This is a genomic window from Planotetraspora sp. GP83, assembly GCF_041262585.1.
GTDB lineage: Bacteria > Actinomycetota > Actinomycetes > Streptosporangiales > Streptosporangiaceae > JAOEGB01.
Genome location: NZ_JBGCBZ010000001.1, coordinates 478,244 through 502,437, shown reverse-complemented (window position 1 = coordinate 502,437; position 24,194 = coordinate 478,244). Strand labels below are relative to the sequence as shown.

The following is a 24,194-nucleotide window of genomic DNA, read 5'->3' as shown; positions in this document are numbered from 1 at the left end:
GTCACCCCGGCTCTCTGACCCCGCGGGCGAGCGGGGCCCGCCAGCCGTACCGCATGGCGACGATCCGCAGGCCGAAGGCGAGCACGGCGGAGGCCAGGGTGGCGACGGACCCGAGCACGCCGAAGCCGTGCAGCGTCGCCATCACGGTCGCCCCGAGCATCGCGGGGACCGCGTAGAGCTGCCGGTCGTAGAGCAGGCTCGGCATCTCACCGGACAGGACGTCGCGGATGATGCCGCCGCCGACCGCCGTGCAGACACCGAGGAAGACGGCGTGCGGCCCGCTGAGGCCGTAGCTGAGCGCCTTCTGGGTGCCGAGCGCGCAGAACAGGCCGAGGCCCGCCGCGTCGAAGATGAGCACCGCCGGCATGGCCCGCTCGACCTGCGGGTGCCAGAAGAACGCGATCGCGGTGGCCGCCAGGGGGACCAGCAGGTAGCCGACATCGCGGAACGCGGCGGGCTGGACCCCGATGAACAGATCCCGGAGGATGCCGCCGCCGACCGCGGTGAAGAACGCCAGGACCGCCATGCCGACGAGGTCGAGCCGCTTGCGGACCCCTTCGAGCGCTCCCGACAGGGCGAAGACGAGGATCCCGGTGAGATCGAGGAGGGGAGTCACGGGTCCTCAGTCTCGCATGAGCGCCTGGAGCCTCCGGATGGACGCCAGCAGCACCAGGCCGGCGACGAGGGCCACGAGGGCGAGGCTCAGGTAGTACGCCGGCATCGGCACCACACTTGTCAGGCGGTAGGCCTGTCCGCCGATCGCGTCGCCGAGGGAGATGGCGAGGTACCACACGCCCATCATCTGGTTCTCGAACGCCCGGGGCGCCAGCTTGTTGGTCACGGACAGGCCGGTGGGGCTGAGGAACAACTCGCCGATGGTCTGGATGAGGTAGACCGAGATGAGCCACATGACCGACACCCTCGTGCCGTCCGACGCCGCACCGGCCGCGGCGGACATCACCACGAAGCTCAGGCCGATCAGCAGCAGCGCGATCGCGAACTTCAGCGGCGTGCTGATCCGCTCGCCCGCCTTCAGGAACAGGTAGGCGAACACGGGGGCGAGGATGATGATCGCGAGCGAGTTGACGTTGGACACCCAGCCGGCGGGCATGTCGAAGCCCATGATGGTCAAATCGGTGTTCTTCTGCGCGAACAGCGTGAGGGCGCTCCCCGACTGGTCGTACACCAGCCAGAAGACGGCCGCCGCCAGGAAGAGCCACAGGTAGGCGCGGAGCTTGACGCGCTCCTCCGGCGTGATCTCGTGTGAGCCGGTGAAGAGGAAGACGAAGTACGCCACGGGGACCGCCGCGGCCACGATCGCCAGGACGAGGGCGAACCGGTCGATGGTGAACGTGCCGGTGGCCGCCCACGCGGCGAGCGCCGCCGCCACCGCGACGACGGCGACGCACAGCACGATCGTGAAGCGGCGCCGCTCCTCGGGCGTCAGCCGGTGGTCGGGCTGCTCGCCGACGCCCCCGAGCCTCGACCGGCCCAGGACGAACGTGACCAGCCCGACGGCCATGCCCACCGCCGCGGCCCCGAAGGCCAGGTGCCACCGGTCGCCGCGCTGCAGCCACGGCACCACCATGATCCCGAGGAAGGCGCCCAGGTTGATGCCCATGATGAAGATCGTGTAGCCCGCGTCGCGCCGGGCGTCGTCCGCGTGCCGGTAGAGCTCACCGGCCAGGGCCGCGATGTTCGGCTTCACCAGGCCGCTGCCGAGCGCGATGAGGGCGAGGCCGAGCCAGACGAACGGTCCGCCCACGGGGACCGCCATGCTGATGTGCCCGCACATGATCACTACGGCGCCGTAGAGGACCGTCCTGCGCGGCCCGAACAGCCGGTCGGCCATCCAGCCCCCGGCCAGCGCCAGGAGGTAGACCGACGCGATGTAGACCCCGTAGACCGCCGCCGCCGTCGTCTCCGACAGGCCCATCCCGCCGCGCACCGCCGGCGCCGACAGGAACAGCACCAGGATCGCGCGCATGCCGTAGTAGCTGAAGCGCTCCCACATCTCGGTGCCGAACAGCGTGGCGAGGCCGCGCGGATGGCCGAAGAACGTCTTCTCCCGCTCGGGCGACCGGGTCGCCGTGGCCGCTCCTCCCACTGGGCTCTGGGAGGAGGGATGGCCAGATGAGTCTTCGGGGCAAGGGTCCACGTTCTTCTTCCTTTCAGGGTCTTGATCGGAGTTGTGCGGTGTGATGCGATGCATCCCACTCATCCAGCAGGGCACCCATGTGGAGGCGGGCGATGGCCGGGGTTGTTGACGTGCGGGCCGCGATCCTGAGCGAGATCGCCGGAAGGACCGTGTGCGGCCAGCTCAGGCAGGTGGCCGAGGAGCACCCCGACGCCCCCGCCTACTCCGACCCCGTCGCGGGGGGTGGCTGGGCCACGCTGACCTACGCCGAGGCGCGGCAGCGCGTACTTGAGATCGCGGCCGGTTACGCCGCCCTTGGAGCCGGGCCGGGCGACGCCGTCGCTCTCATGATGGTCAACCGCAGCGAGCACGTGCTGGCCGACCTGGGCGCGGTCCACGCGGGCGCGGTCCCGTGCTCCGTCTACGGTACCTTCGCCCCGGACCAGGTGGCGTTCGTGGGCAGGGACGTGTCGGCCAAGATCGCTGTGCTCGGCGGGCCCGCTGAGCTGGCCCGATGGGAGCCGATCCTCGGCGAGCTGCCCGGTCTCAGCAAGATCATCATGCTGGAGGGCGCCCCGGACGGCGACGACCGCTTCCTCGGCTGGGCCGACTTCCTCGCCCTCGGCGCCGAGGCCCTCGCCGCCGACCCGGCCGCCGTGGACGCCCGCTGGAAGGCCGTCGCCCCCGGCGACGTGCTCAGCGTGCTCTACACCTCCGGCACCACCGGCAACCCCAAGGGTGTGCCGCTCACGCACGCCAACGTGCTGTTCGAGGTCGAGTCAACCGACCGCATGACCTCGCTGCCGACGCACGGCACGCAGATCTCCTACCTCACCTACGCCCACATCGCCGAGCGCGTGCTCAGCCTCTATCTCCCGCTGTTCAAGGTCTCCCATGTGCATTTCTGCACGGACCTGGCGAACCTCGGCGCGACGCTCGGCCAGGTCAGGCCGGTGATGTTCTTCGGCGTCCCCCGGGTGTGGGAGAAGATGATGGCCAAGCTCCAGGCGCTGCTCGCCACCCAGCCGGAGGAGCAGCAGGACAACGTCCGCAAGGCGATGGCGGCCGGGCTCGCCTATGTCGAGGGCCTCCAGTACGGCCAGACCGTCTCGCCCGAGGTCCAGGCCGCCTACGAGCAGGCCGACGCGGCCCTGCTGTCGATCATCCGCGCGATGATCGGGTTCGACGGCGCGCACTGGCTCGCCAGCGCCGCCGCCCCCATGCCCACCGAGGTCCAGCGGTTCTTCGCCGGTCTCGGCCTCAGGGTCATCGACGTGTACGGCATGACCGAGACGACGGGCGCCTTCACCGCCAACAGCCCGGAGAAGTTCAAGCTCGGCACGGTCGGCCGGGCCGAGCCCGGCGTGGAGGTCAAGATCGCCGAGGACGGCGAGATCCTGACCCGGAGCCCGCTCAACACCAGCGGCTACCTCAACCGGCCGGAGGCGACCGCCGAGCTGATCGACGCGGACGGCTGGCTGCACACCGGCGACGTCGGCTCCATCGACGACGACGGCTTCGTCCGGATCGTCGACCGAAAGAAGGAGATCATCATCACCGCCGGAGGCGAGAACATCTCCCCGGCCAACATCGAGAACTACCTGAAGGAGCACCCCCTCGTCGGGCAGGCCCTCGCCTACGGGGACGGCAGGCCGTACCCGGTGGCGATCCTCACCCTCGACGGCGAGGTGGCCCCGGGATGGGCGCAGGCGCGCGGCATCGCGTTCACGTCGCTGGCCGACCTGGCCGAGCACCCGGACGTGCTCAAGGAGGTCGAGGCCGCGGTGGAGGCGGCCAACGGGAAGCTCGCCCGCGTCCAGCAGGTCAAGAAGTGGCGGCTGCTGCCCGTCGAGTGGACCGCCGAGACCGAGGAGCTCACCCCCAGCCTCAAGCTCAAGCGGCGCGTCATCCACGCCAAATACGACGAGGTCATCACCTCCATGTACTAGTGGGTGATCATGCACGGGTTCCCGGGACGCACGGCAGGCCAGGGGCCTTCTCTGAGTGTGATCATGCATGGTGTCCCCCGCCTTCGGCCTGAGCTGGCAGGAGGAGTTCCGTGATCATGCGATTCCGGATCGCATGATCACCGGCCGCGATCCCGCTGGTCAGCCAGCCGTACGGGAAGGTGTGCATGATCACGGCGGGTTTTTGCTTGTTGGGGTGTGTTTCAGGGGACGGGTGATTACTTGGCGCCGCATACGGTCTCAGCCCATGATGAGACGTTTGATTGCGACGCCGATCCTCGCGGTGGCGGCTCTGTCGGCCGCCGCCATGGCTCCGGCGACCGCGACCGGCGATCTGGCCATCCGGTCCATCACCGTGAAGCCGGCCAACCCCGTGGTGGGCCCCACCGGCTCCGTCAAGCTGGTGATCGAGGTCGTGGCACGCGGCGCCACGAGCGTCTCGGTCGCCCTCGAACCGGGCCGCGCACGCAACCCGGCGAATCCGGCGAACCCATCGAACGCGTCCAACCCCGCGAACCCGCCGGACCGGGGGGAGCCGGAGGAGAGCCCGGCCGGCATTCCGGGGATCGTCACGCCACTCTCCGCGCCGGGCCTCGCGACGCCGCCGGCCGCACCCGGCAACCCCGCTCCTGCCCTTGTGGCAGGGGAGGACCCGGCGCCGGACCTTCCGGCCCAGGCTTCTCCTTCCCTGGGCCTTCCGGCTCCCACCCCGGGTTCCCCCGCTCCGGCACAGGGCTCTCCCGCTCCCGCCGTTGAGACCGTGCCGGCGGCGGGCGCCTCCTCTCCCGGCGGCTCTCCCGCTGTCGCGCCGAGCACGTCGTCGACCTCGCGGCCGCCCCTGCGAGGCGTGCGGATGCCGGCCCCGCCCGTGGGCGGCGGCAGCCGCGGCAACGAGTGGGAGACCTGGCGGTTCCTGCCGGAAAAGGCCCTCTCACGCTGGTATCCGAGCGGCCCGTGGACCGTGACGGCCACGGCGAAGGACGCGGCGGGCGGCACCGTCACCGCGCGGACCACGTTCTTCCTCAAGCGGGCGACCGAGCTGGAGGGAGTGAACGCCGTCCGCGCCGACGACCGGGTCCGGATCACCGGGACGCTGCTGCGGGTCGATCCGGTCGGGCGGGTCGACTACCGGCCCTTCCCCGGCCAGCCCGTGGTGATCTGCTTCCGCCCCGGCGGGTCGAAGGCATGGCGCACCGTGGCGACCGCCGTGACGGGGAAGGACGGCTGGTTCTCCGCGCGGGTCCGCGCGGCGGGTGACGGCATGTGGCGGGCCGAGTACGCCGGGACCGGTCACTACGCGCCGGACACCAGCTCGGACAGAAACCCGTAAACCCCCGCTTAAATGACCGTAAATTACTATAAATCACTGCGAATCACTTCGAATCGCTCCGAATAGCCCGGTTTCGGCTGACGGAACCGGGCGTACGACCGTCTACCAGGCGTTTCGCGACTATGCGAATTTAGCTAACACGTCACGCGATTAAAGGTGAGGGATGGGGTAGAGAGGTCCCGGCATCGGCGAGAGACGGTCATGGTGGGGTAAGCGAAACCGGCCGGGTGACGTCGATGAGCCAATCGAAGGCCTGCGTAAGGGGACCTGTGGTGATCCGTTTGCTCCTCGCCGAGGACATGCACCTCATCCGGAAGGCACTGGTGGCCCTGCTGTCCTGCGAGGACGACATCGAGGTGGTCGCCGAGGCCGCCAAGGGGGAGGACATCGTGCGGCTCGCCTGCCTGCGGCGCCCCGACGTCGCGGTCCTCGACATCGGGATGCCCGGAGTCGACGGGCTGACCGCGGCGGCCGAGTTGCACCGCCGATTACCGAACTGCAAGACGGTGATCCTCACCGGCCTCGGCACGCCCATGGCCCTCCGGCGGGCGCTGGACGCCAACGTGCGCGGCTTCGTCGTGAAGGACGCCCTGCCCAGCCATCTCGTCGACTGCATCCGCCGCGTTCGCGGCGGCCAGCGGGTCATCGACCCCGAACTGGCCGTCGCCGCCCTCGACTCCGACAGCAACCCCCTGACCGCCCGGGAGCTCGACGTCCTGGAGACCGCCGCCGGGGGAGCGACGGTCAGCGAGATCGCCGACCAGCTCTCCCTCTCCCGCGGAACGGTCCGCAACTACCTGTCCCGCATCCTCACCAAGGTGGGCGCCCGCTCACGCGTCGAGGCCATTCAGATCGCCTCGGAGTCCGGCTGGCTCTGGCCGGTGGGCGGGCGCGAGATCGGCGTCCTGCGCTACCGCCCCCGGCGGTAGCTCCCCATGGTGAGCCCAGTGCCCCACCAGGTCGGCGTAGAGCGGTGACGCCGCCACCATCTCGTCGTGGGTTCCCAGCAGCACCCTGGTGCCGTCCATCACCAGGACGCGGCGTGCCCGCAGGGCCGACGAGATCCGGTGTGCGATGACGACCAGCGTGCCCCCGCGCGCGGCGAAGGCCGCCTCGGCCCGCGCCTCGGCCGCCGGGTCCAGATGGCAGGTCGCCTCGTCGAGGACGACCAGGCGTGCGGGGGCGAGAGAGGTCCTGGCCAGCGCGATGAGCTGACGCTCGCCCGCCGAGAGCTGGGCGGGGTCGATCTCCGTCTCGTAGCCGCCCAGCCGCCGGACCAGGCCCGCCAGCCCGAAGGCCGCCACGGCCTCGTCCAGAGCCCTCATGGGCGCGTCCTGGGCGAGGTAGGTGAGGTTGGCGGCCAGGCTTCCGTGGAAGACGTAGGCCTCCTGCGGGATCACAACCCGGGCCGCCGGGCCGACCTCGTCGGCCGGAACGCCGCCGATCAGGACGGCACCCGAGGCCGGGCGCAGCACCCCGGCGACCAGAGCGGCCAGAGTGGACTTGCCGATGCCGCTCGGTCCGACCACGGCCAGGTGGTCACCTTCGGGGACGACCAGGTCGAGCCCGTCGATCACCGGCTCGGCCCCGGGGCCGTAGGAGAAGGTGACCCCGCGCAGCTCCAGCCGCGCGCCGGCGGCGGGCCGCGGCTCCGGCGTGGCCTCTCGCCGCCCTCCCGTGCCGAGGATCCGGTCCAGCGTGACGGCCAGCCGTACGCCGCTGACGCCCAGACCCTGGACCAGACCGCCCAGCGCGGGCGTCAGGGACTGCGTCACGTAGGTGAGCGTGCCGAGGATCACGCCCGCCGTCACGCCGCGATCCAGCAGCCAGGGCGTGCCCCCGAGCAGGAGGACGATCGGGAGCCACCCGCCCACGGCGAGCGACAGGGTCCGCGTGGCGGTGACCCCGGCCAGCGCCCGAGCGGCCCGCGCCTGCCGGGCGGCCTCCCGCCCCACGGCGGCGGCGACGCGGGTCTCCGCCCCGCAGGCCGCGATGTCGCGCAGCCCGCCGGCCATGGCGGCGACCGCGGCGGCGGTTCGCTCGTCGGCCACGATGAAGTCCCGCTGCCGCCGCGCCAGGGCCCGCAGGGACGTCAGGAACAGGGCGAGCCCCACCAGGACCGGCGGTAGCACCAGCGGAAGGACGGCGGGCGCGAGCGTCATCATGCCGAGAGCCACGCTGACGATCGTGAACACGAACGACCTGACCACGGTGATGACCGCGCCGAAGGAGTCTCTCGCCAGCTCGACCTGGTGGTTCATCCGGGCCACCGCGGCGGCGTCGCCGCCGTTCCCCTCACGGAGCGCGCCGGTGACCACGTGGGTGAGCAGCTCGTCCCGGAACGGTTCGACGATCCCGGCGATGGTCAGCAGGATCTGCCGGGCCGCCACGGCCGCCACCAGCCAGGCCGCGCCGAGAACGGCGAGCCAGCCCAGGCCGGCGCCGGGGCGGCCCGCCGCGAAGCCGTCGTCGATCGCCCGCGCGACCGCGTGCCCTCCGGCGAACGCGGGCACGGCCTCCGCGAGCGACCACCCGGCGAGCCGGACGATCCGGTAGGGCTCCCGCAGCAACGCCCGGCGGAGGAAGCGCCTCATGAGGCCGCCTCGAAGGCGGCCCGGTAGTCCGGGTGGTCCCACAACGCCTCATGGGTGCCGCTGGCGCGGACACGACCGTTATCCAGCCAGACGACGAGATCGGCCGCGGCGGCCGTGGCGACCCGGTGCGCGACGACGAGGCGGGTGCGGTCGGCCAGCCGTCCGGTGAGTGCGCGGCCGACCTGGCGCTCGGTCACCGTGTCGAGGCTCGACATGGCGTCGTCGAGGATGAGCAGCCGCTCCGCCTGGGCGAACGCACGGGAGAGGCCGACGCGCTGGATCTCCCCGCCGGACATCGGCGTCTCGGCGACCGGGGTCGCGTAGCCCATCGGCAGCCGCCGGATGAAGGCGTCGGCGCAGGCGGCCTCCGACGCGGCCCGGACCTCGGCCTCTTCACCCTTTTCGCGGGGTTTCCGGCCGCCTCCGATGGCCTCGCCGAGCGTCTCGCCGAACAGGACCGGGCGTTCGAAGGCGTAGCCGACGGCCCGGCGGAGCCGCTCCCGCCCGATCTCGGACAGCGGGACGCCGTCGAGCAGCACCGACCCGCGCTCGGGGTCGAGCAGCCTGCCCGCCACGGCGGCGAGCGACGACTTCCCCGAGCCAGAGCGGCCGACGACCGCCACGCAGGATCCGCCCGGCACCAGGAGATAGACGTCGCTGAGCACCGCCCGGCCGTCCAGCCGTACGGTGACCCCGCGGAACTCCAGCGTGCCTGGGCCCGGCGGGAGCGCACTGGAGCCGTACGGCATGGGCGGCTCGGCGAGGACCTGGGTGAGGCGCTGGGCGGCCGAGCGGGCGCGGGCGAGCCGGCCCGCGTAGCCGATCGCCGAGCCGAGGCCGGCCCCCAGCACCACGTAACGGGCGGCGGCGAACAGCTCGCCGACGGTCAGGTGGCCGTCCGCCAGTCTGAGGCCACCGACGGCGAGCACCGCCGTCTCCAGCAGAGGGATCACCACGGCGGCCTGGACCCCGGCCCGCGCGTGCAGCCGCCACAGCGCCAGCCCGTGAGCCCGGAGACGGGGGAGCGGCGCGAGGACGCGGCGGGCCTCCTGGTCCTCGGTCCGGGCCGCGGTGATGGTCCGCGTCCCGGCCAGCGCGCCGACGAGCCGGGCCGCGATCTCCCCCTGGGCCTGCTGGTATCCGCCCGAGGCGGCGGTCGTCCCGCGCATGAACGCCCGGAGCACGGCCACGATCAAGCCGAGCCCGGCGACCAGCGTGACCGCGAGCCAGGGGTCGATGAGGGCGAGGGCCACGACGCTGCCCGCCGAGGGGATGAGCAGCGCGGCGGCGGTGACGACGGCCTCGGGCGTGCGCCCGGCCTCCTCGACGTTCACGCCCGCGCGGGTCACCAGCTCGCCGGGGGTGAACCGGCGGGTCATCGCCATGCCGACGGCCAGGACGTGGGTGACGACGCGGCGGCGCAGCCACAAGGCGGCCCGCGCGCCACTGGCCCCCGAGGCGAGGACTCCGAGCGCGTCGCAGGCCACGACGAAGGTCACGAGCAAGCTGGTCGTCAGGAGCCGCGCCTCCCGGCCGGGCTCGCCTGACACGAGGGCGTCGATGGTCCGGCCCAGGGCCAGGGGGAGCAGCAGCTCGGCGACGGCGCCGAGGAGCGCGGTCGCCGCCAGTAGCGCGAGCCAGGGGCCGCCGCGCCGTACGGCCTTGATGATCAGGGTGTCGGCGGTCCGGGAAGCGGATGGGAGATCGCGGGACAGCGAAGCCGGCGACATCGGTCTCCTCTCCTGACGAGCGGCCGGACGGAACGGCCACCCATGAAACGACCACATGAAACGACCACGCGAAACGACCACGCGAAACGACCCACGAAAACGGGAACCTGGGCGGCCACGAGGGCCGCCCAGGTCACGTATATCTCTAGTTACCGCAGAGAATGCTCAGGCTGCTGTTCTCGTGCGGGGTGCAGCCCAGCAGGCTCAGGTTGCTGCCGCCACCGCCACCGTGACCCCCACCGGGGGCCTCGAGGGTCTGAAGGTCGAGGAGTGCCATTACGAACACCTCCTTCCATCGTTCGGGGGGACATGGCACCCGGCGGCGGTACGCAGGGGCCCCTGCGCCTGGGGCCGTCCGGGGGGCTCGAAGAACGGGAGGCGGACCGGCTCGTCGTGCAGCACGGTGCCGAGCGCGAACAGCACTCCGGCGCTCCCTGTGGCGAAGTCCATGGAAAGGCGGAGGAGCTGGGCCCCGGGGAAGGCCAGCCCGTCCTCTCGACCGGGAAGGGGGTACGGAAGCTCGTGCCAGGCCAGCAGGGCGATCTGCTCGGCCGCCGCCCGGTGGTCGGGCCGCGTCCCGGTTCCGGTTCCGGTTCCGGTTCCGAGGCAGGCGATCATCCCGGCGCGGCCGGCGAACAGCCCCGGCTGGATGTAGTAGGCCAGTCGGCTGACCGGCCGGATGGCGGCCAGGGCCGCGGCGAGCGCCTCGTCCTCCCGGTGGGAGAGGTAGCGCTCCAGCACCAGCCCGATGCCCGCCGACCCCTCGTCGAGGTAGGGGTTGGTCCGCCAGCCCTGCTGCACCTGGAACTGGCCGTCCTCGCGGGTGACGCAGCGGCGCAGGTCCTGCCGCAGCGCCGTCTCCGCCAGGTCGAGCAGCCGTTCGTCGCCGGTGCGCTCGTAGGCGCGCAGGAACAGGAGCGCCGGGCCCGAGGAGCCGTACATCAGCCCCGCGTGGGGGTGGACCCCGCCGCTGATCTCGGGGACGTCGTCCGGTCCGCCGAGCCGGTCCGCCGTGGCGGTCACCATCCGGCCGGCCAGCTCCAGGAAGGACGGCTCACCTGTGGCGTCGTGAAGGTGGAACAGGTTCAGCGCGATCCCGGCGAGGCCCCGGTAGAGGCTCAGGTCGAGCGTCTCCCACGACTCCCGGCCGCACATCCCGGCGACGTCGAGCGCGTCCTGCCTGCGGCCCAGGGCCTCCAGGGCGTAGGCCACGCCGTGCAGCCCGCTGTAGAACCCGATGCCGGCGCCGCGATCCTTCGCCCGCTTGAGCAGCCACTCCTCGTGCTCGGGGAACCGCCCGGCTCCCGTGGCCGCCAGCGCGTACAGCACGCCGGCCGCGCCGTTGGCGAGGCTGACGCCCCCTCCGGGCTCGAACTGGACGATGTCCCCGGGGAAGAGCCGGTCGTCCCGCTCGGGTGTCGCGCTCGCCAGGATGGCCTTCGCGACGGCGTCCCGGATGGCCGGCCAGCCGTCCGCCAGCCTGCTCTGCGCCCCTTGCCGACTGGGCGGCGGGGGTTCCTTCCCGAGGATGGTCCGTACGGCGCCGCCCAGCAGGCCCGGCGGCACGGGGAAGGTGTCCTCGATGAGGCTGGCGAGCTGGACGGCCTTGGCCCGGTGAAGCGGCAGCATCATCGTGGCCATCGGGGCGAACATGCCGAGGTGGAGGCAGGCCAGCGCGTACTCGTCGGCCTCGACGCCCAGCCGGTCGGCCGGGGGCACGAAGCCGGGGTGCGCCAGCATCGCCCGCACCCGGTCCTCCGCGAGCGAGGAGACCTCGAAGTCGATGATCACCACGCGGTCGCCGTCGACCAGGATGTTGAAGGGGTGCAGGTCACCGAAGACCACGCCCCGCTCGTGCAGGGCCGAGACCGCCCGCCTCACCCGGCCGAGCATGCCGGTCGCCCACTCCGTGTAGCCGGCGACGATCTCTTCGGTCAGGTCCGCCCGGGTGAGGGGGTGCCTCTGGGCGATGAGCTGGCTCAGCGTGGTCCCGTCGACGTACTCCTGCACCAGGAAGTGGTGCTCCCCGAGCGTGAAGTAGTCGCGGAGCGCGGGCACGGCGTCCAGGCCGGCGAGCCGTTCCATGATGTCCGCCTCGTGCCGCAGGCGGGTCACCGCGTCGCGTCCGGCCGCGTCGAGCCCGGCGTGCGGCCGCGCCTCCTTGAGCACCACCTGCTCACCCGTTCGCGTGTCGCGCCCGAGGTAGACCCCGCCGCCGTTGGAGAAGTGCAGCACGCTGTCCACCTGGTACGGCAGGCCCTCCAGGGTGACCGCGTTCCTCGCCGCCAGGTGCGGTTCGAGGAACTCCGGCAGGCCGACCCAGGGCGGGAGGGCGAAGCCGGGACCACGCACGTCGGGCACGAGAGTGCCGTCCGCGTCTTCGATGGCGAGCACGCGCTCGCCGTTCCCGGTCACGCAGTAGCGCTCGGCGAACCCGCCGTACCGGACGAACAGCGGGCCTTCGCCGTAGCGCAGGTCGCTCAGAATGTACGGCCCGGCGACGCCGTCGAGGGTCTCGGCGAGCTCCTTGAGCACGAGCTCCAGCTGGACCTCGTCGACGGGGTAGATCGTGACGAGCTTGCCGCTCGACCCGCGGAAAGCGTACTTGGAGTTCTGCATCATCATGACGCGCCGGCCGCGGAGGAACTTGAACGCCAGCCCGCGGGAGACGCAGTAGTCCCACGCCGCCGCCAGCACCCGCTCCGCCTGGTCCATGCACGAGGAGATGTGAATCTTCCAGCCCTGCGGGGGCAGGGCGCCGCCGGCCGGCGCGTAGTGCATCCACGTGTCCGTCGCCTGGTGCGCCCACCCGTCGGGGACGGGCCGCTCGGCGATGGGAAAGTCGGGGTGATCCGCACGCTTCTGGTCGAGGGTGTCGTAGAAGAAGGGATCCGCGAGGCAGTAAATCTCGTACTTACTAATCACAGGATGTCCCCTTAGGCCGGTCACATCAAAGAATTCCGGAAATAGCGGGACGGGCCAAGTTACGAGTGTCAACAGATTGCTATGTGAATTTCATGTCATTGACCGTGACGCGGTAATGGGTGCCCCGTGATGGACTCCACAGCCGTACCGTGGCGGCGTTGCCGTGATCACCTGTTAATTCGCAGGTCAAAGTGGGAGAATGCGGCACGTCCGAAGCATGTGGGATTTCCCGCAGTACCCGTCAGGGGCCGGCATTTCCGTCGCCGATTACCTACATGTTAACTCGGGAGTTATGTGAATGGCACACCCTGGGAACGGAGACCACGGGGCCTCTAACGCCGGGTGCGGTTGGGGATTTCCGCCACGAGCCGGAACCAGCCGTCGAGGTCCCGGATCGTTCCCACCACGCCGTCCAGCGCGGCGGCGCGGCTGCGGAGGTTGTCGATGCCGCTGCCGGCCCCCTGCCGCGAGGCCACGGGCTCGACTCCGTCGTTGGCCACGGTGAGGGTCACGGACCCGCCCTCGAGGGTCATCTCGATGACGCACAGCCGCGCGCTGCTGTGGCGCAGCACGTTCGTCACGGCCTCGCGGACCGTCACGGCCAGCACCGCGCCCACCTGGGGCGCCAGCTCCACGTCGGCCAGCTCCACCTTGCAGTCGATGCCGTACGCCCCGAGCACCGCCCGCGCGTTGGCGATCTCCGACCAGAGGGAGATCTCCTGGTAGGACCGGGTCAGGTTGCGGATGTCGGTGGCCGCCTGCTGGATCGACTCGATCACGTCGGCCAGAGCCGGCCGTACGGGGGCGTTCTGGTCGGCGAGGCGATAGGCGAGCTCGGCGGTGAGGGACGCCAGCCATAATCGGCTGCTGACCAGGTCGTGCACGTCCCGGCCGAACTGCTCCCGCGCCTCGGCCGCCGCCTGCCGTACGGCCTCGGCCTGCGTGGCCCGTGCCCGCCGCAGCCGGCGCAGGACTACGGCGAGGACGGCAAGGGAGGCGCACAGGATGCACCCCAGTGACAAAACGAGCGCGAGCATGACAGGCCTGGGCAAGGGAGGATCCTCCAGTCATGCTCGCAGGAAGATCGGTCTCTCCTTGAGGTGCACAGGCTAGATCCTTGCATACAAGTCAAGAAATATGGTGACTTGACGTCGATGGAATTCTATTCTATTTCGGCCTTCCCGCCATCACCGGCGATCTGTTCGCATCATGGAATTCGGCTGCCCGAGAATGGGGAATTCCGGCCATAGACAATTGGCGCGCGGGCCGGTCGCCGCCTCACGCGAGCGCGCGGACCGCCGCCCGGAACAGGGCGGGCAGGCGCTGGGCCGCCGGGACGATCATCCGCGCGGACCGGGGGTGATGACGGGCCTCCAGCAGGGCGGCGGTCAGCAGCCGGTGGCGCAGCGACAGCCGCCGCCAGGCGTCCTCGTACGCCGCGGGACGGCCGGCCCGGAGGCAGCCCACGAGGGCCTCCGCGGACAGCAGCGCCAGCGACAGTCCCTCGCCCGTGAGCGCGTCCACGTATCCGGCGGCGTCACCGACCAGCAGCACCCGCCCCGCCACCCGCGACCGCACGCGCTGGCGCAGCGGCCCGGCTCCGCGCACCCGCGTCGCGGGCGGGCCCTCCAGCAGGGACAACAGGTCCGGGAACTCCGCGAGGTGCTCCGGGTAGCTCCGCCGCTGCGAGCTCAGCACGGCGACGCCGATGAGGTCGTCGCCCACAGGCGTCACGTACGCCTCGCCGCCCGGCGCCCAGTGCACCTCCACGAAGTCGGTCCACGGGGCCATCCGGTAGTGCCGGCGCAGGCCGTACCGCCGGGGGCGGGACGCGGGGAGCTCCAGCCCGAGCAGGGCGCGCAGCGGCGAGTGCAACCCGTCCGCCGCGACCAGCCACCGCGCGCGGACCTCGGTTGAGCCGCGCCCGTTCCCGGCCTCGCGGACGGCGGCGTCAGCGGCGGCGTGAACGGCGGCGTGAACGGCGGCGTGGCCGGTGCCATGGACTGTGGCATGGACGGCGTCCGCGTCCTGGCGCACGCTGCCGACGTGGCCGGGGACGATCCGGACGCCCAGCTCCTCGGCGCGCCTGCTGAGCGCCGCGTGAAGCGAGGTCCGCCGCACACCGAGCCCTGGGCCGTCCCGGAAGGCCGCCTGGACCCGATGGCGCCCGTCGAGGTAGCGGATGCCGCGGAACGGCCTGCCCTCCATGACGACGCCAATCGACCGGAGGGCCGCGGCGCCCGTCGGCATCAGCCCCTCCCCGCACGCCTTGTCCACGGGCCCGGTCCGGGGCTCGACCACGACGGCCTCCATCCCGGCGAGCGCCGCGTGAATCGCGGTCGCCAAACCGGCCGGACCTCCGCCGGCGACGAGCACGTCGATCACGGGGCCGTCCCGCCCGAGCTCCGCACGGCGGGCTCGCGTGGCGCCAGCGTGGCCAGGGCGGCGTTCTCGCAGCGGATCCGCACTACCATCAGCGCCGCGTTGAGCACGGTGAAGGCGGCCGCGGTGAGCCACGCGCTGTGGACCAGCGGCAGCGCGGCACCCTCCACCGCCACCGCCACGTAGTTGGGGTGGCGCAGCCACCGGAACCGGTACGGCCCGCGGTTCACGAGCGGCAGTCCTGGCACCACGATGACCTCGGTGTTCCACTGGTGTCCGAGCGCCGAGACGCACCACCAGCGCAGCCCCTGCGCGGCCACGACCAGGCCGAGCATCGGCCAGCCGAGCGCCGGGACGAACGGCCGGTCCGCCAGCCACACCTCCAGCAGGCACCCCGCGAGCAGACCGGTGTGCAGGGCGACCATCCACGGGTAGTGGCCGCGCCCGGCGACCACCCCGCCGCGGGCGAGGCTCCACCGCGCGTTGCGGCGGGCGACCACCAGCTCGGCGAGGCGTTCCGCGCCGACGAGCGACACGAGCAGTGCGTACCAGGGCGACATTTCCGGGAACCTCCGGGTCGGCTACCAGCGCAGCAGGACGAGCTCGGAACAGAATCCGGGACCCATGGCGATGAGCAGTGCCGGTGTGCCGGGCGGCGGAGGCCGCAGGGCGAGGGTATCCCGGAGGACATGCAGGACGGAGGCGGAGGACAGGTTGCCGATCTCGGCCAGGGAACGCCACGTCAGGTCGAGAGCGCCCGGAGGGAGCCCCAGGGTCTCGGCGACCGCCTCGAGGACCTTCGGGCCGCCGGGGTGGCACACCCAGGCCGTCACGTCGTCCGTCGTGAGGCCGTGGTCCGCGAGGAAGCCGTTGACGTCGTCGGCGAGGTAGGTGCGGACCACGTCGGGGACGCTGGCGTCCAGCACCACCGTGAACCCGGTGTCGCCGACGTCCCAGCCCATCACCCGTTCGGAGCCGGGATAGAGGTGGCTGCGGGTCGCCACCACCGTCGGTCCGGGGGAGCGCTGAGGCGGCCCCGGGCGTTGGAGTTCGGGGTGTCCCGATGCTGGGCGTCCGGATGCCGGGCGGGCTTCGGGGCCGCAGGCGACCACGGCGGCGGCGCCGTCCCCGAAGAGCGCGCTCGCCACCAGGTTCGCCACGGAGCCGTCGGCGCGCTGGAGGGTCAGCGAGCAGAGCTCGACGGAGAGCAGCACGGCCACGTGATCGGGCCAGCCGCGCAGGTAGTCGTGCAGGCGGGCGATCCCCGCCGCCCCCGCCACGCAACCGAGGCCGAAGACCGGCAGGCGCTTGACGTCCGGGCGCAGCCCGAGACGGCCGGCCAGCCGGGCGTCAATGGAGGGCGCCGCGATGCCGGTGACGGACGTACACATGATCATGTCGATGTCGGCGGGCGCCAGCCCGGCCGCGTCCAGGGCCCCGCCGATCGCCTCGACTCCCAGCTCCACGGCCGCGTCGATGAACAGGTCGTTGGCCATCCGGAAGCCGTCGAGCTTGCCGTACTGGTCGAGCGGCAGCACGAGGTTGCGGTGGCCCACCTGGGCGCTCGCGTGCAGCCGGTCGAGCAGCCTCCGGTCGGTGCCCGCGGGAAGGCACACCTTGGCCACCACGTCGGTGATCTCAGCCTGGGAGTAGCGGTTCGGAGGGAGGACACCGTGGACAGCGGCGATTCGCGTCATCTCATCCCCCGTGCCGGCGACAGCAGCGACACCTTCCTTTTGCCCGTCTTGGCCATCGCCATGCCTCGCCGGCTCGGGATGATCGTCACGATGAGGGCGAGAGGTTACGCTCGGGGCGTGACCGAGAGCGGGGCTTCAGGCGAGACCGCCGATCGGCGCGCCCAGGCTTTCATTGGGCGGGGGTTCCGGCCCGCGGTGGTGGCCGGGCTCGGGCGGGCCTGCCATCCGGGGCCGACCGTGGCGGTCACCGCTCTGGTCACCGCGCTCGCCGTGGCGAGCGGCCGCGACGCGCCGGGCTGCGCGCTCGTGGCCGTCGCCGTGCTGACCGGCCAGCTCTCGGTGGGCTGGTGCAACGACGCGGTCGACGCCGGACGGGACGCCGCCGTGGGCCGCACGGCCAAGCCCATCGTCGCCGGCCTGGTGAGCGCGCGGACGGTCTTCGCCGCCGCGATCATCGCGCTGGTCCTGTGCGTGCCGCTCTCGCTTGCCTGTGGCCTGGCCGCCGGCGCCGTCCACCTCATCGCCGTCGCGGCGGCCTGGGCGTACAACCTGGGGCTCAAGGCCACCGTGTTCTCCTGGCTTCCCTACGCGACGGGATTCGGCGCGGTGCCGGTGTTCGTGGCCGCCGGTCTGCCGGGGCGCCAGTGGCCGGCGTGGTGGGCCGTCGCCGCCGCGGCGCTTCTCAGCTGCGGAGCACACCTCGCCAACGTGCTGCCCGACATCACCGCGGACGTCGCCACCGGTGTCCGCGGCTGGCCGCAGCGCCTCGGTCCCGGCCGTGTGCGGGCCCTGATCCCGGTGCCGCCGATGGTCGCCTCCGCGCTGCTCGTCTTGGCGCCGCCGGGCGCCCCGTCCGCGCTGGGCTGGGTGGGGCTGGCCGCCGTGGCCCTGTCCGGCGCGGCCGGCCTGCTGCTCGCGGGACGGTCGCCCAAGGCCCCGTTCGCGGCGGCGATCGTCTGCGCCGCCGTCGACGTCGTCCTTCTCATCGCCACAGGCACCGGCATCACCTCCCTCTGAATGCCGCACGGCAGTCGTCCGCAGGGCGTCTTCGTGTCCGGACCCGCCGGTGGCTGCCCGGGCTATGCAGCGGGATCCGGCATGGCGATCCCGCCCGCCGCCGGCGCGTCGGACGGAGGCAGCGCCCTGACCCCGGCGACGATGAGTGCGATCCCGCAGACCACGAGGGCGGTGAGCTGGGCGACGGTCATGACCGTCATCGTCCGGCTGAACGGGTCGACGGCCGTGAGATTCAGGCTCGCGGCCATGGCGAGCAGGACGGGCACGATCAGGATCGCCAGCGCGAGCGGCACCGACGGCCTGCGCCCGGTCTGCCCGGTTCGGCCACTCCGCCGAGCCCGCCCGCTCCGTACGGCCCATGCCACGCTCGCGAGCAGGATCGCCAGGCAGGCCAGCCCGGAGGGGGCCATCCATGGCCAGATCCACGGCCATACCCGCACGTCGATGAGCGGAGCCAGTGACATGGAGCCCAGCACGGTCAGCACGCCGTACAGCAGGCAGCCCGCGACGATGGGAAGCGCGGCCACCCAGAGCGGGCGGCGCACCACTGGCGCGTCCCGGTGGAATCCGGCGAGCAGGGCCAGCACGGGCACGAGGAGCATCAGGACGACGGGCGCCATGGACCGGAGCATCACGTCCCCCGGCGCGTGGGCCGATGCCACGTCGTAGACCGCCGCCGCGAGGCCGAGCAGCGCCGCCGCCTTCGCGATCTGGACGCGGCCGAGGACCAGCGCCACGAACGCCGCGGGCCCGAGCAGGTCCGCCGCCAGCCGAATGACATGCCACAACCGGTCCGCGGATCCCGGGTCGCCGAAGGGAGCCGCGTAGTCCGGGTGCGCAGGGCCGACGAGGCCATAGCCCTGCAGCCCGTTCCCGAATGTCACGTATCCCAGCGCGGCCTGGAACGCGAGCCCGAGCAGGGCCACCAGCCGGACGGTCTCGCCCCACGCGAAGAACCTCGGCGCCGCGCCGATGCCGCCGAGACGGACCCGGACCGACAGCGCCGCGACGCTCGCGACCTCCGACCAGCGGGGCCGGGGGTTGTCGTCGTCCACGACCCCCTCCGAGCCCTCCAGGAAGGCCGAGACCATCTCGTCCTCCCGCGCGGTCCGGTAGGACGCGGGCAGCAGCCGGAGCACGCGCCGGTAGCGCTCCTCCAGAAGGGACATGCCCGTCATGCCAGTCGTCCCCGTCGTATCGTCCATCCCCGTCATGCCGCGCCTCCCGCGTGCCGGGCCTGCAAACGTTCGCTGGCGCTTCTGGCGTTGGCGGCCAGCCGTACGGCTTCCGCCTCCAGCGCGCGCGCCCCCGAATCGGTCAGCCGGTAGTAGCGGCGCAGCCGTCCCTGCTGGACCTCCTCCCGGTCCGGCGCGACCAGTTCGTCGGCGGCCAGCCGGTCGAGCACGCCGTACAACGTGCCGATCTTGAGTTGCACCCGCCCGTCCGACAGCTTCTCGACCTCCCGCGCGATCCCGTAGCCATGCCGGGGCTCGTCGACCAGCGCGGTGAGGACGAAGAACGCGGGCTCCGTCATGGTCCGAGGGCTCATGCGGCCATAATATATCGGCTGACAAGATATTGGGAGAGGTAAGTCAGCTCCGGCGCAGGACCCGATAGCCGTCCTCCTGGAAGACGAGCCGATAGCCGTGTCGCAGCAGGAAGCGGACTCGGGACGACTGCTCCTTCACGGAGACGAACGGGAAGGTCTGCCGCCGCACGTCCGCCACGACCCATGGCGCCCAGCGGGGGGTGCGGTCCCACAGGAGCGTCTCGGTGCGGCCGGACAGGGCGGGCGCGAGATTGCCGGCCGCCTCGCACCGTGCGCCGTCGGGCACGACCGCCACGGCGTGCGCCGCAGCCCGCGTCCGCTCGGTGGAGGCGTGGAAGCCGGGGGTGAGGAGCCCGCCGAACCCGAAGAACGGGACGCTCGCCAGCCCCACTGCGAGGGTCAGCACCGCCCACCACTGGACGGCGTTCGCCCGTCTCCCTCGGACGGCGTTCGCCCGTCTCCCCCGGAGAGCGTCGAGGTGCCCGGCGAGCCTCCGGGCGCCGTCCACCCCGCCGGCGAAGACGACGACCACGACGAAGGCGCCGTAGTGGTAGTGCGGAACCCACCAGTTCGGGAACGAACTCGCCAGCATCCGCTCCGCGAGCAACGGGATCGCGGCCAGCGTGACCGGCGAGAACACGGCGGTGAACAGCACGGGCAGGAACAGCAGCGCGACCGTCCGCGCCTTCATCGGAGGGTTGACGAGCAGTCCCAGGGCGTCGCCGGGACGCGTCACGGCATGCAGGGCCGCGCTCGGGAAGTCGCCGCCGAGGGCGGAGTAGGCCCAGTAGTAGTCCGCCCGGCCGCCGAAGTGCGGGATCAAGATTTGGCTCGTCGCGTACGCCGTCACGACGCCCGCGGCGACGAAGGCCGCCCCCAGCCGCCTGCCGTCCTTCCGTGTGATCATGAAGAGGCCCAGTCCGGCGACCAACAGGCCCATGTCCTCCTTGACGAGGAGGAGCAGCGCCGCCGCGAGGGCGACGTGCCCAGGGCGACCGGCCTGATGGCGCTCCAGCAGGATCGCGGTCAGCGGCGGCACGAACGCCGCCTCGTGGAAGTCGAAGGCGACGGTCTCGGCGATCGGCCAGGAGACCGCGTACGCGACGCTGACGCAGTAGGCGGCACGGCGCGCGCCGGACGCCGTCAGAGCCCCGCTCAAGGTCCGCGAGACGTACGCCCAGAGGAACGGGACGGGCAGCGCCAGCAGGATCGCCTGCGCGACGAGCAGCGTCTCGGGGCCGTCGTGGATCCAGTAGAGGGGCGCCAGCGTGGCCAGGATCGGCGACCAGTGGTCGCCCAGCACGGAGAACCCGGGCCCGAACCCGTTGTGCACACCCTTGATCATCGAGACGGGCGGGCCGAACCGCGAATACGACCTGACCGCCTGATCGAAGATCACGAGATCGTACGCCCCGGCCCGGAATCGGGCCAATGACATCAACGAGTAATAGGCATACAAGGCCGCCGAAACAGTCGTGATGAGGACTATTCCGGTTATGTCGGGTCTCTTGCGTCTTGTCCGGGAGAACGGCCGCCGAACCCCGGCCCGGCGTGGATCCGTGCGCACCGGCGGGCCGATTCTCATTCGGGCAGGCGATATCCGAGCGTCCATCACATCACTTGCCGGGTTCGGCGGAAAGCCGCGTCCAACGAGACAGGCTATCGGCAGCCGTGTAACGGCAGGGTGTGCCAGACCCCAAAGCTGGGCCCCAAGCTGGACCCCGAAGCCGGGCCCCGACGCGACGTTCCCGAGCAGCGCGGAGCGGCAGACGTCCCCCCGAAATTCATGTCGCCGGTTTATCCAGGAAATACCGCTATGCCGTACAGCTGATTGGGGTGAATGCGTCCTCGATGGTGCATTCCTCATTACGGTGCGCGGAACCGCCGGGCGGGTCGTCGTTGACAGTTCACGAAGTGCCCGCCATTTTGTCTGTTGCAAGGAGTCGATATTTCGCCGCGCTACTCACGTCATCCTCGTTATGCGGGCGTTTCCCCGAGTAGCGCGCGCTGTATTCTCTGGAGGAATTCGCTCGTGAACGGTTCACATGTGCGCGGGCCCGGCAGGGGCCTGGGGCGGCGGGCGCTGGCCGGTCTGGCCGCGCTCGCCGCGTCGGTGTCGCTGGTGGCGGCCACGCAGGGCGGCGCGCTGGCGGCGCCCGGCTCGCCCGGCTCGATCGCCGGTCATCTGGGCACGCCCAAGGCCCCGGTGACGGTCTTCTCCGAGGACTTCGAGAACGGGCAGGGCGCGACGCCCATCCTGGTCACCGCCTACACGGGGGCGGCGCCGGCCAAGGAGACCTACACCGCCGATCCGGCCTGGCTGGCCTCCTGCAACGGCTGGATCGCCTCCCAGCGGAACCCGGCGACCCCGCCGCCGGCCGCCGGATGCGGAGGCTGGTGGACATCGGTCATGCAACTGGCCGGCACGCTGGGCCGGTGGGCCGGTGCCGACCCGGCGGCCAACCACGCCGTCACCGCGTACACCAACAGCGACCCCGGACCGAACAAGACCCAGCTGGAGACGAGCACGCCGATCGCCATCGGGGCGCGCGACCGGTTCCTGGCCTTCTCGGTCGACGTCGCGGAGACGAACTGCCACGGCAACCACGCCAAGCTGGGCTTCTACCTGCTCGACGGGGCGAGGGCGGTGCCCACCTTCACCACGCCGATCGAGCCCTGTGCCCAGGCGACCACCACCCTGGACGGGATCCGGGTCGGCACGTTCACGAGCAACAGCCCAGTGCTGTTCGACGGCTCCACGGTGGGGCTGCGGCTGGTGAACTTCCAGGGCAGCGGCTACGGCAACGACGCCGCCTTCGACAACGTGCGCGTCCTGGACGTCACCCCGCAACTGGGCATCGGGTTCGGCTCCACTCCGGCCGAGGTCGGCACGGAAGCGGCCATGAAGTTCACCATCACCAACACCAGCGAGCTGGCGGTCAAGAGCGGCTGGTCGTTCACCGAGAACCTGCCGGCCGGGCTGACCGTCGGAGGCACCGCGGCGACGACCGACTGCGCGGGCGCGACGGTCACCGCGCCGGCCGGCGGCGGCCGGATCACCATGACCGGGACCCTGCCCGCGGGCAGGGAGTTCTGCACCGCCACCGTCCCGGTCACGTCGAAGCACGCGGGCACCTACACCACCTGCCCGGACGACCTCACCAGCTACGCCGGGGTGAATCCGCCCTCCTGCGCGGACGTGCGGTTCGTCGCCCCCGTGCTGGTGTTCGACGCTCACGCGCACGGCGGCCGGGTCACCGCGCCGCTGGTGTCCGTCGCTCCGCTGGCGCCCTCGGACCTCACCTGCACGCAGACCGCGGGGAAGGACGGCAAGACGCTGCTCAGCGCCACGCTGTCCACCCTCGGCTCCGTGGGGGTCATCACCACCAGCGCGGCCGGGACGGTCGACCCGGACGGGCTGCGCATGGCGAGAGCGTCCGCCGAGACAGCCCGGGTGAACCTGCTCGGCGGCCTGGTCACGGCCGACACGGTGACCGCCGTGGCGAGGGCCCAGGACGACGACACGGGCATGGTGAGCACCGGCGGCGAGGTGAGGCTCGCCAACCTGAGGGTCAACGGCGTCACCATCACCGACCCCGGCGCCAACCTCGTGATCAACATCCCGCTCGTCGGCAAGATTACGATCAATGAGCGGGTTCCGATCGCGGGCGGCCGCGGAGTCGTGGTCAACGCCGTCCACGTCCACACGACGGCCGGCACCGACATCGTCATCAGCCACGCCAGGGCCGCGCTGACCCTCCCCGGGCAACCCTGCCCCACGGTCTGACGCGCCCTCCTGACGCGCCCTCTGACGCGCCCAGGGCTCGCCCGCGCCGTACGGCATGGGCGAGCCCCCCGCTCGCTGGAGGCCGTCCGGGGCCGTGGGCCGGGCGGCGTCCTATGGTGAGGTATGGGGGAGATCCTGGTCGGAACGGCGTCGTGGACCGACAAGACGCTCCTGGCCTCCGGGTGGTATCCGCCGCACGTCACGACGGCCGAGGAGCGCCTGCGCTACTACGCGGGCCGGTTCCCGCTCGTGGAGGTCGACTCCACCTACTACGCGCCGCCCGCCGAGGACACGGTCCGGCTGTGGGCCGACCGGACCCCGCCGCGTTTCACCTTCGACGTCAAGGCGTTCTCGCTGCTGACGCGCCACCCCACCCGCCCGGCCGCGCTGCCCAAGGACCTGCGGGGAGAGACCGGGCCGGACACGAAGAACCCGCCGGACACGAAGAACCTGTACGTTCAGGACCTGGACCCCGCGATCGTGGATCAGGTCTGGGAACGCTTCGTCTCCGCGCTGCTGCCGCTCTGGGAGGCCGGCAAGCTGGGCGCGGTGCTCTTCCAGTTCCCCCGGTGGTTCCCGATCAGCCGGGGCAACAAGCACTACATCCTGGAGTGCGAGCGGCGCTGCGACCCCCTGCGGATCTCCGTGGAGTTCCGCAACCACACCTGGATGAGCGAGGAGAACCGGGCGGAGACCCTCGACTTCCTCCGCTCGTACGGCCTGCCGTACGTGTGCGTCGACATGCCGCAGGGCTATCCCGACTCGGTGCCGCCGGTCGTCGCGGCCACTTCCGACCTGGAGATCGTCCGGTTCCACGGGCATAGCGACAAGTGGACCAGCCGCGACATCCACGAGCGCTTCGGCTACCGCTACTCGCCCGAGGAGCTGCAGGAGTGGGCGCCCAAACTGTGCGAACTCGGCGCGGACACCTCGGAGACGCACGTTCTCATGAACAACTGCTACCGCGACTACGCCCAGACCAACGCCCGCCAGCTCGCCGGCCTGCTCAGTGCCATGCCCGCCTGCCAGGTCCGCCCGGCCGAGCCCCTTGCTTAATCGGACTGCGGTCCGCGTCCCGG

General features: G+C 71.8%; 19 protein-coding genes. 6 read left to right on the top strand and 13 right to left on the bottom strand.

What is annotated here, in order from left to right:
* Position 1: 1 nt before the first annotated feature.
* The gene (locus ABH927_RS02350) at positions 2-616 is read right to left on the bottom strand and encodes a trimeric intracellular cation channel family protein (protein ID WP_370017740.1); all 615 of its coding nucleotides are present in this window, start codon (positions 614-616) and stop codon (positions 2-4) included.
* Positions 617-622: 6 nt separating this feature from the next.
* On the bottom strand, positions 623-2,107 hold the full coding sequence (locus ABH927_RS02345) for a peptide MFS transporter (protein ID WP_370017739.1): 1,485 nt from the start codon (positions 2,105-2,107) through the stop codon (positions 623-625).
* Positions 2,108-2,250: 143 nt separating this feature from the next.
* On the opposite strand from ABH927_RS02345, the gene ABH927_RS02340 reads away from it, so the two are divergent.
* The 3 genes from ABH927_RS02340 (at position 2,251) to ABH927_RS02330 (ending at position 6,363) form a co-directional block, all read left to right on the top strand.
* Positions 2,251-4,086, top strand: a complete 1,836-nt coding sequence (locus ABH927_RS02340) for a long-chain fatty acid--CoA ligase (RefSeq protein WP_370017738.1) — start codon at positions 2,251-2,253, stop codon at positions 4,084-4,086.
* Positions 4,087-4,363: 277 nt separating this feature from the next.
* On the top strand, positions 4,364-5,434 hold the full coding sequence (locus ABH927_RS02335; RefSeq protein ID WP_370017737.1) for a hypothetical protein: 1,071 nt from the start codon (positions 4,364-4,366) through the stop codon (positions 5,432-5,434).
* Between the two features lie 272 nt (positions 5,435-5,706).
* Complete coding sequence (locus ABH927_RS02330; RefSeq protein WP_370017736.1) at positions 5,707-6,363, top strand: DNA-binding response regulator; 657 nt, start codon at positions 5,707-5,709, stop codon at positions 6,361-6,363.
* On the opposite strand, the gene ABH927_RS02325 is transcribed toward ABH927_RS02330, so the two are convergent.
* The 8 genes from ABH927_RS02325 to ABH927_RS02290 all read right to left on the bottom strand — a co-directional run bounded on the left by ABH927_RS02325 (position 6,265) and on the right by ABH927_RS02290 (position 16,762).
* On the bottom strand, positions 6,265-8,028 hold the full coding sequence (locus tag ABH927_RS02325; protein WP_370017735.1) for an ATP-binding cassette domain-containing protein: 1,764 nt from the start codon (positions 8,026-8,028) through the stop codon (positions 6,265-6,267). The genes ABH927_RS02330 and ABH927_RS02325 overlap by 99 nt on opposite strands.
* Complete coding sequence (locus ABH927_RS02320; protein WP_370017734.1) at positions 8,025-9,758, bottom strand: ABC transporter ATP-binding protein; 1,734 nt, start codon at positions 9,756-9,758, stop codon at positions 8,025-8,027. Before ABH927_RS02320 ends, ABH927_RS02325 begins: the two co-directional genes overlap by 4 nt.
* 145 nt (positions 9,759-9,903) lie before the next feature.
* Positions 9,904-10,035: a SapB/AmfS family lanthipeptide gene (locus ABH927_RS02315; protein WP_370017733.1), complete on the bottom strand. Its 132-nt coding sequence runs from the start codon at positions 10,033-10,035 to the stop codon at positions 9,904-9,906.
* Positions 10,035-12,683 carry a class III lanthionine synthetase LanKC gene (lanKC, locus tag ABH927_RS02310; protein ID WP_370017732.1) on the bottom strand — a complete coding sequence of 883 codons (2,649 nt, stop codon included), beginning with the start codon at positions 12,681-12,683 and terminating at the stop codon, positions 10,035-10,037. Before lanKC ends, ABH927_RS02315 begins: the two co-directional genes overlap by 1 nt.
* Positions 12,684-13,015: 332 nt before the next feature.
* Complete coding sequence (locus ABH927_RS02305) at positions 13,016-13,735, bottom strand: sensor histidine kinase (protein ID WP_370017731.1); 720 nt, start codon at positions 13,733-13,735, stop codon at positions 13,016-13,018.
* A 226-nt stretch (positions 13,736-13,961) separates the two neighbouring features.
* Positions 13,962-15,068 (bottom strand): NAD(P)/FAD-dependent oxidoreductase, encoded by a 1,107-nt coding sequence (locus tag ABH927_RS02300; protein WP_370017730.1) that lies wholly within the window; start codon positions 15,066-15,068, stop codon positions 13,962-13,964.
* Positions 15,065-15,625, bottom strand: coding sequence for an isoprenylcysteine carboxyl methyltransferase family protein (locus ABH927_RS02295; protein WP_370017729.1), 561 nt, complete (start codon positions 15,623-15,625; stop codon positions 15,065-15,067). Before ABH927_RS02295 ends, ABH927_RS02300 begins: the two co-directional genes overlap by 4 nt.
* Before the next feature lie 21 nt (positions 15,626-15,646).
* Complete coding sequence (locus ABH927_RS02290) at positions 15,647-16,762, bottom strand: type III polyketide synthase (protein ID WP_370017728.1); 1,116 nt, start codon at positions 16,760-16,762, stop codon at positions 15,647-15,649.
* Positions 16,763-16,879: 117 nt separating this feature from the next.
* On the opposite strand from ABH927_RS02290, the gene ABH927_RS02285 reads away from it, so the two are divergent.
* Positions 16,880-17,779: a UbiA family prenyltransferase gene (locus tag ABH927_RS02285; protein ID WP_370017727.1), complete on the top strand. Its 900-nt coding sequence runs from the start codon at positions 16,880-16,882 to the stop codon at positions 17,777-17,779.
* Positions 17,780-17,841: 62 nt separating this feature from the next.
* Here ABH927_RS02285 and ABH927_RS02280 read toward each other — a convergent pair whose 3' ends face one another.
* Genes ABH927_RS02280 through ABH927_RS02270 form a run of 3 tightly spaced genes read right to left on the bottom strand, consistent with a single transcriptional unit; the run spans position 17,842 to position 20,766 of the window.
* Entirely contained in the window at positions 17,842-18,957 is a 1,116-nt protein-coding gene (locus ABH927_RS02280; RefSeq protein WP_370017726.1) for a hypothetical protein, read from the bottom strand.
* Between the two features lie 32 nt (positions 18,958-18,989).
* The gene (locus ABH927_RS02275) at positions 18,990-19,328 is read right to left on the bottom strand and encodes a PadR family transcriptional regulator (protein WP_370017725.1); all 339 of its coding nucleotides are present in this window, start codon (positions 19,326-19,328) and stop codon (positions 18,990-18,992) included.
* A 43-nt stretch (positions 19,329-19,371) separates the two neighbouring features.
* Positions 19,372-20,766, bottom strand: a complete 1,395-nt coding sequence (locus ABH927_RS02270; RefSeq protein ID WP_370017724.1) for a DUF2079 domain-containing protein — start codon at positions 20,764-20,766, stop codon at positions 19,372-19,374.
* A gap of 594 nt (positions 20,767-21,360) precedes the next feature.
* Between ABH927_RS02270 and ABH927_RS02265 the strand changes: the two genes are divergently transcribed.
* Together ABH927_RS02265 and ABH927_RS02260 are read left to right on the top strand one after the other, a co-directional pair.
* Positions 21,361-23,115: a choice-of-anchor P family protein gene (locus ABH927_RS02265; RefSeq protein WP_370017723.1), complete on the top strand. Its 1,755-nt coding sequence runs from the start codon at positions 21,361-21,363 to the stop codon at positions 23,113-23,115.
* A gap of 123 nt (positions 23,116-23,238) precedes the next feature.
* Positions 23,239-24,171, top strand: coding sequence for a DUF72 domain-containing protein (locus ABH927_RS02260; RefSeq protein WP_370017722.1), 933 nt, complete (start codon positions 23,239-23,241; stop codon positions 24,169-24,171).
* Positions 24,172-24,194: the final 23 nt, after the last annotated feature.

Excerpts from the sequence above, each read along its gene's own strand:
- ABH927_RS02295 (WP_370017729.1), bottom strand. The coding sequence starts at position 15,625 with ATGTCGCCCTGGTACGCACTGCTCGTGTCGCTCGTCGGCGCGGAACGC.
- ABH927_RS02290 (WP_370017728.1), bottom strand. The coding sequence starts at position 16,762 with ATGACGCGAATCGCCGCTGTCCACGGTGTCCTCCCTCCGAACCGCTAC.
- ABH927_RS02320 (WP_370017734.1), bottom strand. The coding sequence starts at position 9,758 with ATGTCGCCGGCTTCGCTGTCCCGCGATCTCCCATCCGCTTCCCGGACC.
- ABH927_RS02260 (WP_370017722.1), top strand. The coding sequence starts at position 23,239 with ATGGGGGAGATCCTGGTCGGAACGGCGTCGTGGACCGACAAGACGCTC.
- ABH927_RS02270 (WP_370017724.1), bottom strand. The coding sequence starts at position 20,766 with ATGTCATTGGCCCGATTCCGGGCCGGGGCGTACGATCTCGTGATCTTC.
- ABH927_RS02340 (WP_370017738.1), top strand. The coding sequence starts at position 2,251 with ATGGCCGGGGTTGTTGACGTGCGGGCCGCGATCCTGAGCGAGATCGCC.
- ABH927_RS02325 (WP_370017735.1), bottom strand. The coding sequence starts at position 8,028 with ATGAGGCGCTTCCTCCGCCGGGCGTTGCTGCGGGAGCCCTACCGGATC.
- ABH927_RS02315 (WP_370017733.1), bottom strand. The coding sequence starts at position 10,035 with ATGGCACTCCTCGACCTTCAGACCCTCGAGGCCCCCGGTGGGGGTCAC.
- ABH927_RS02275 (WP_370017725.1), bottom strand. The coding sequence starts at position 19,328 with ATGAGCCCTCGGACCATGACGGAGCCCGCGTTCTTCGTCCTCACCGCG.
- ABH927_RS02280 (WP_370017726.1), bottom strand. The coding sequence starts at position 18,957 with ATGACGGGCATGTCCCTTCTGGAGGAGCGCTACCGGCGCGTGCTCCGG.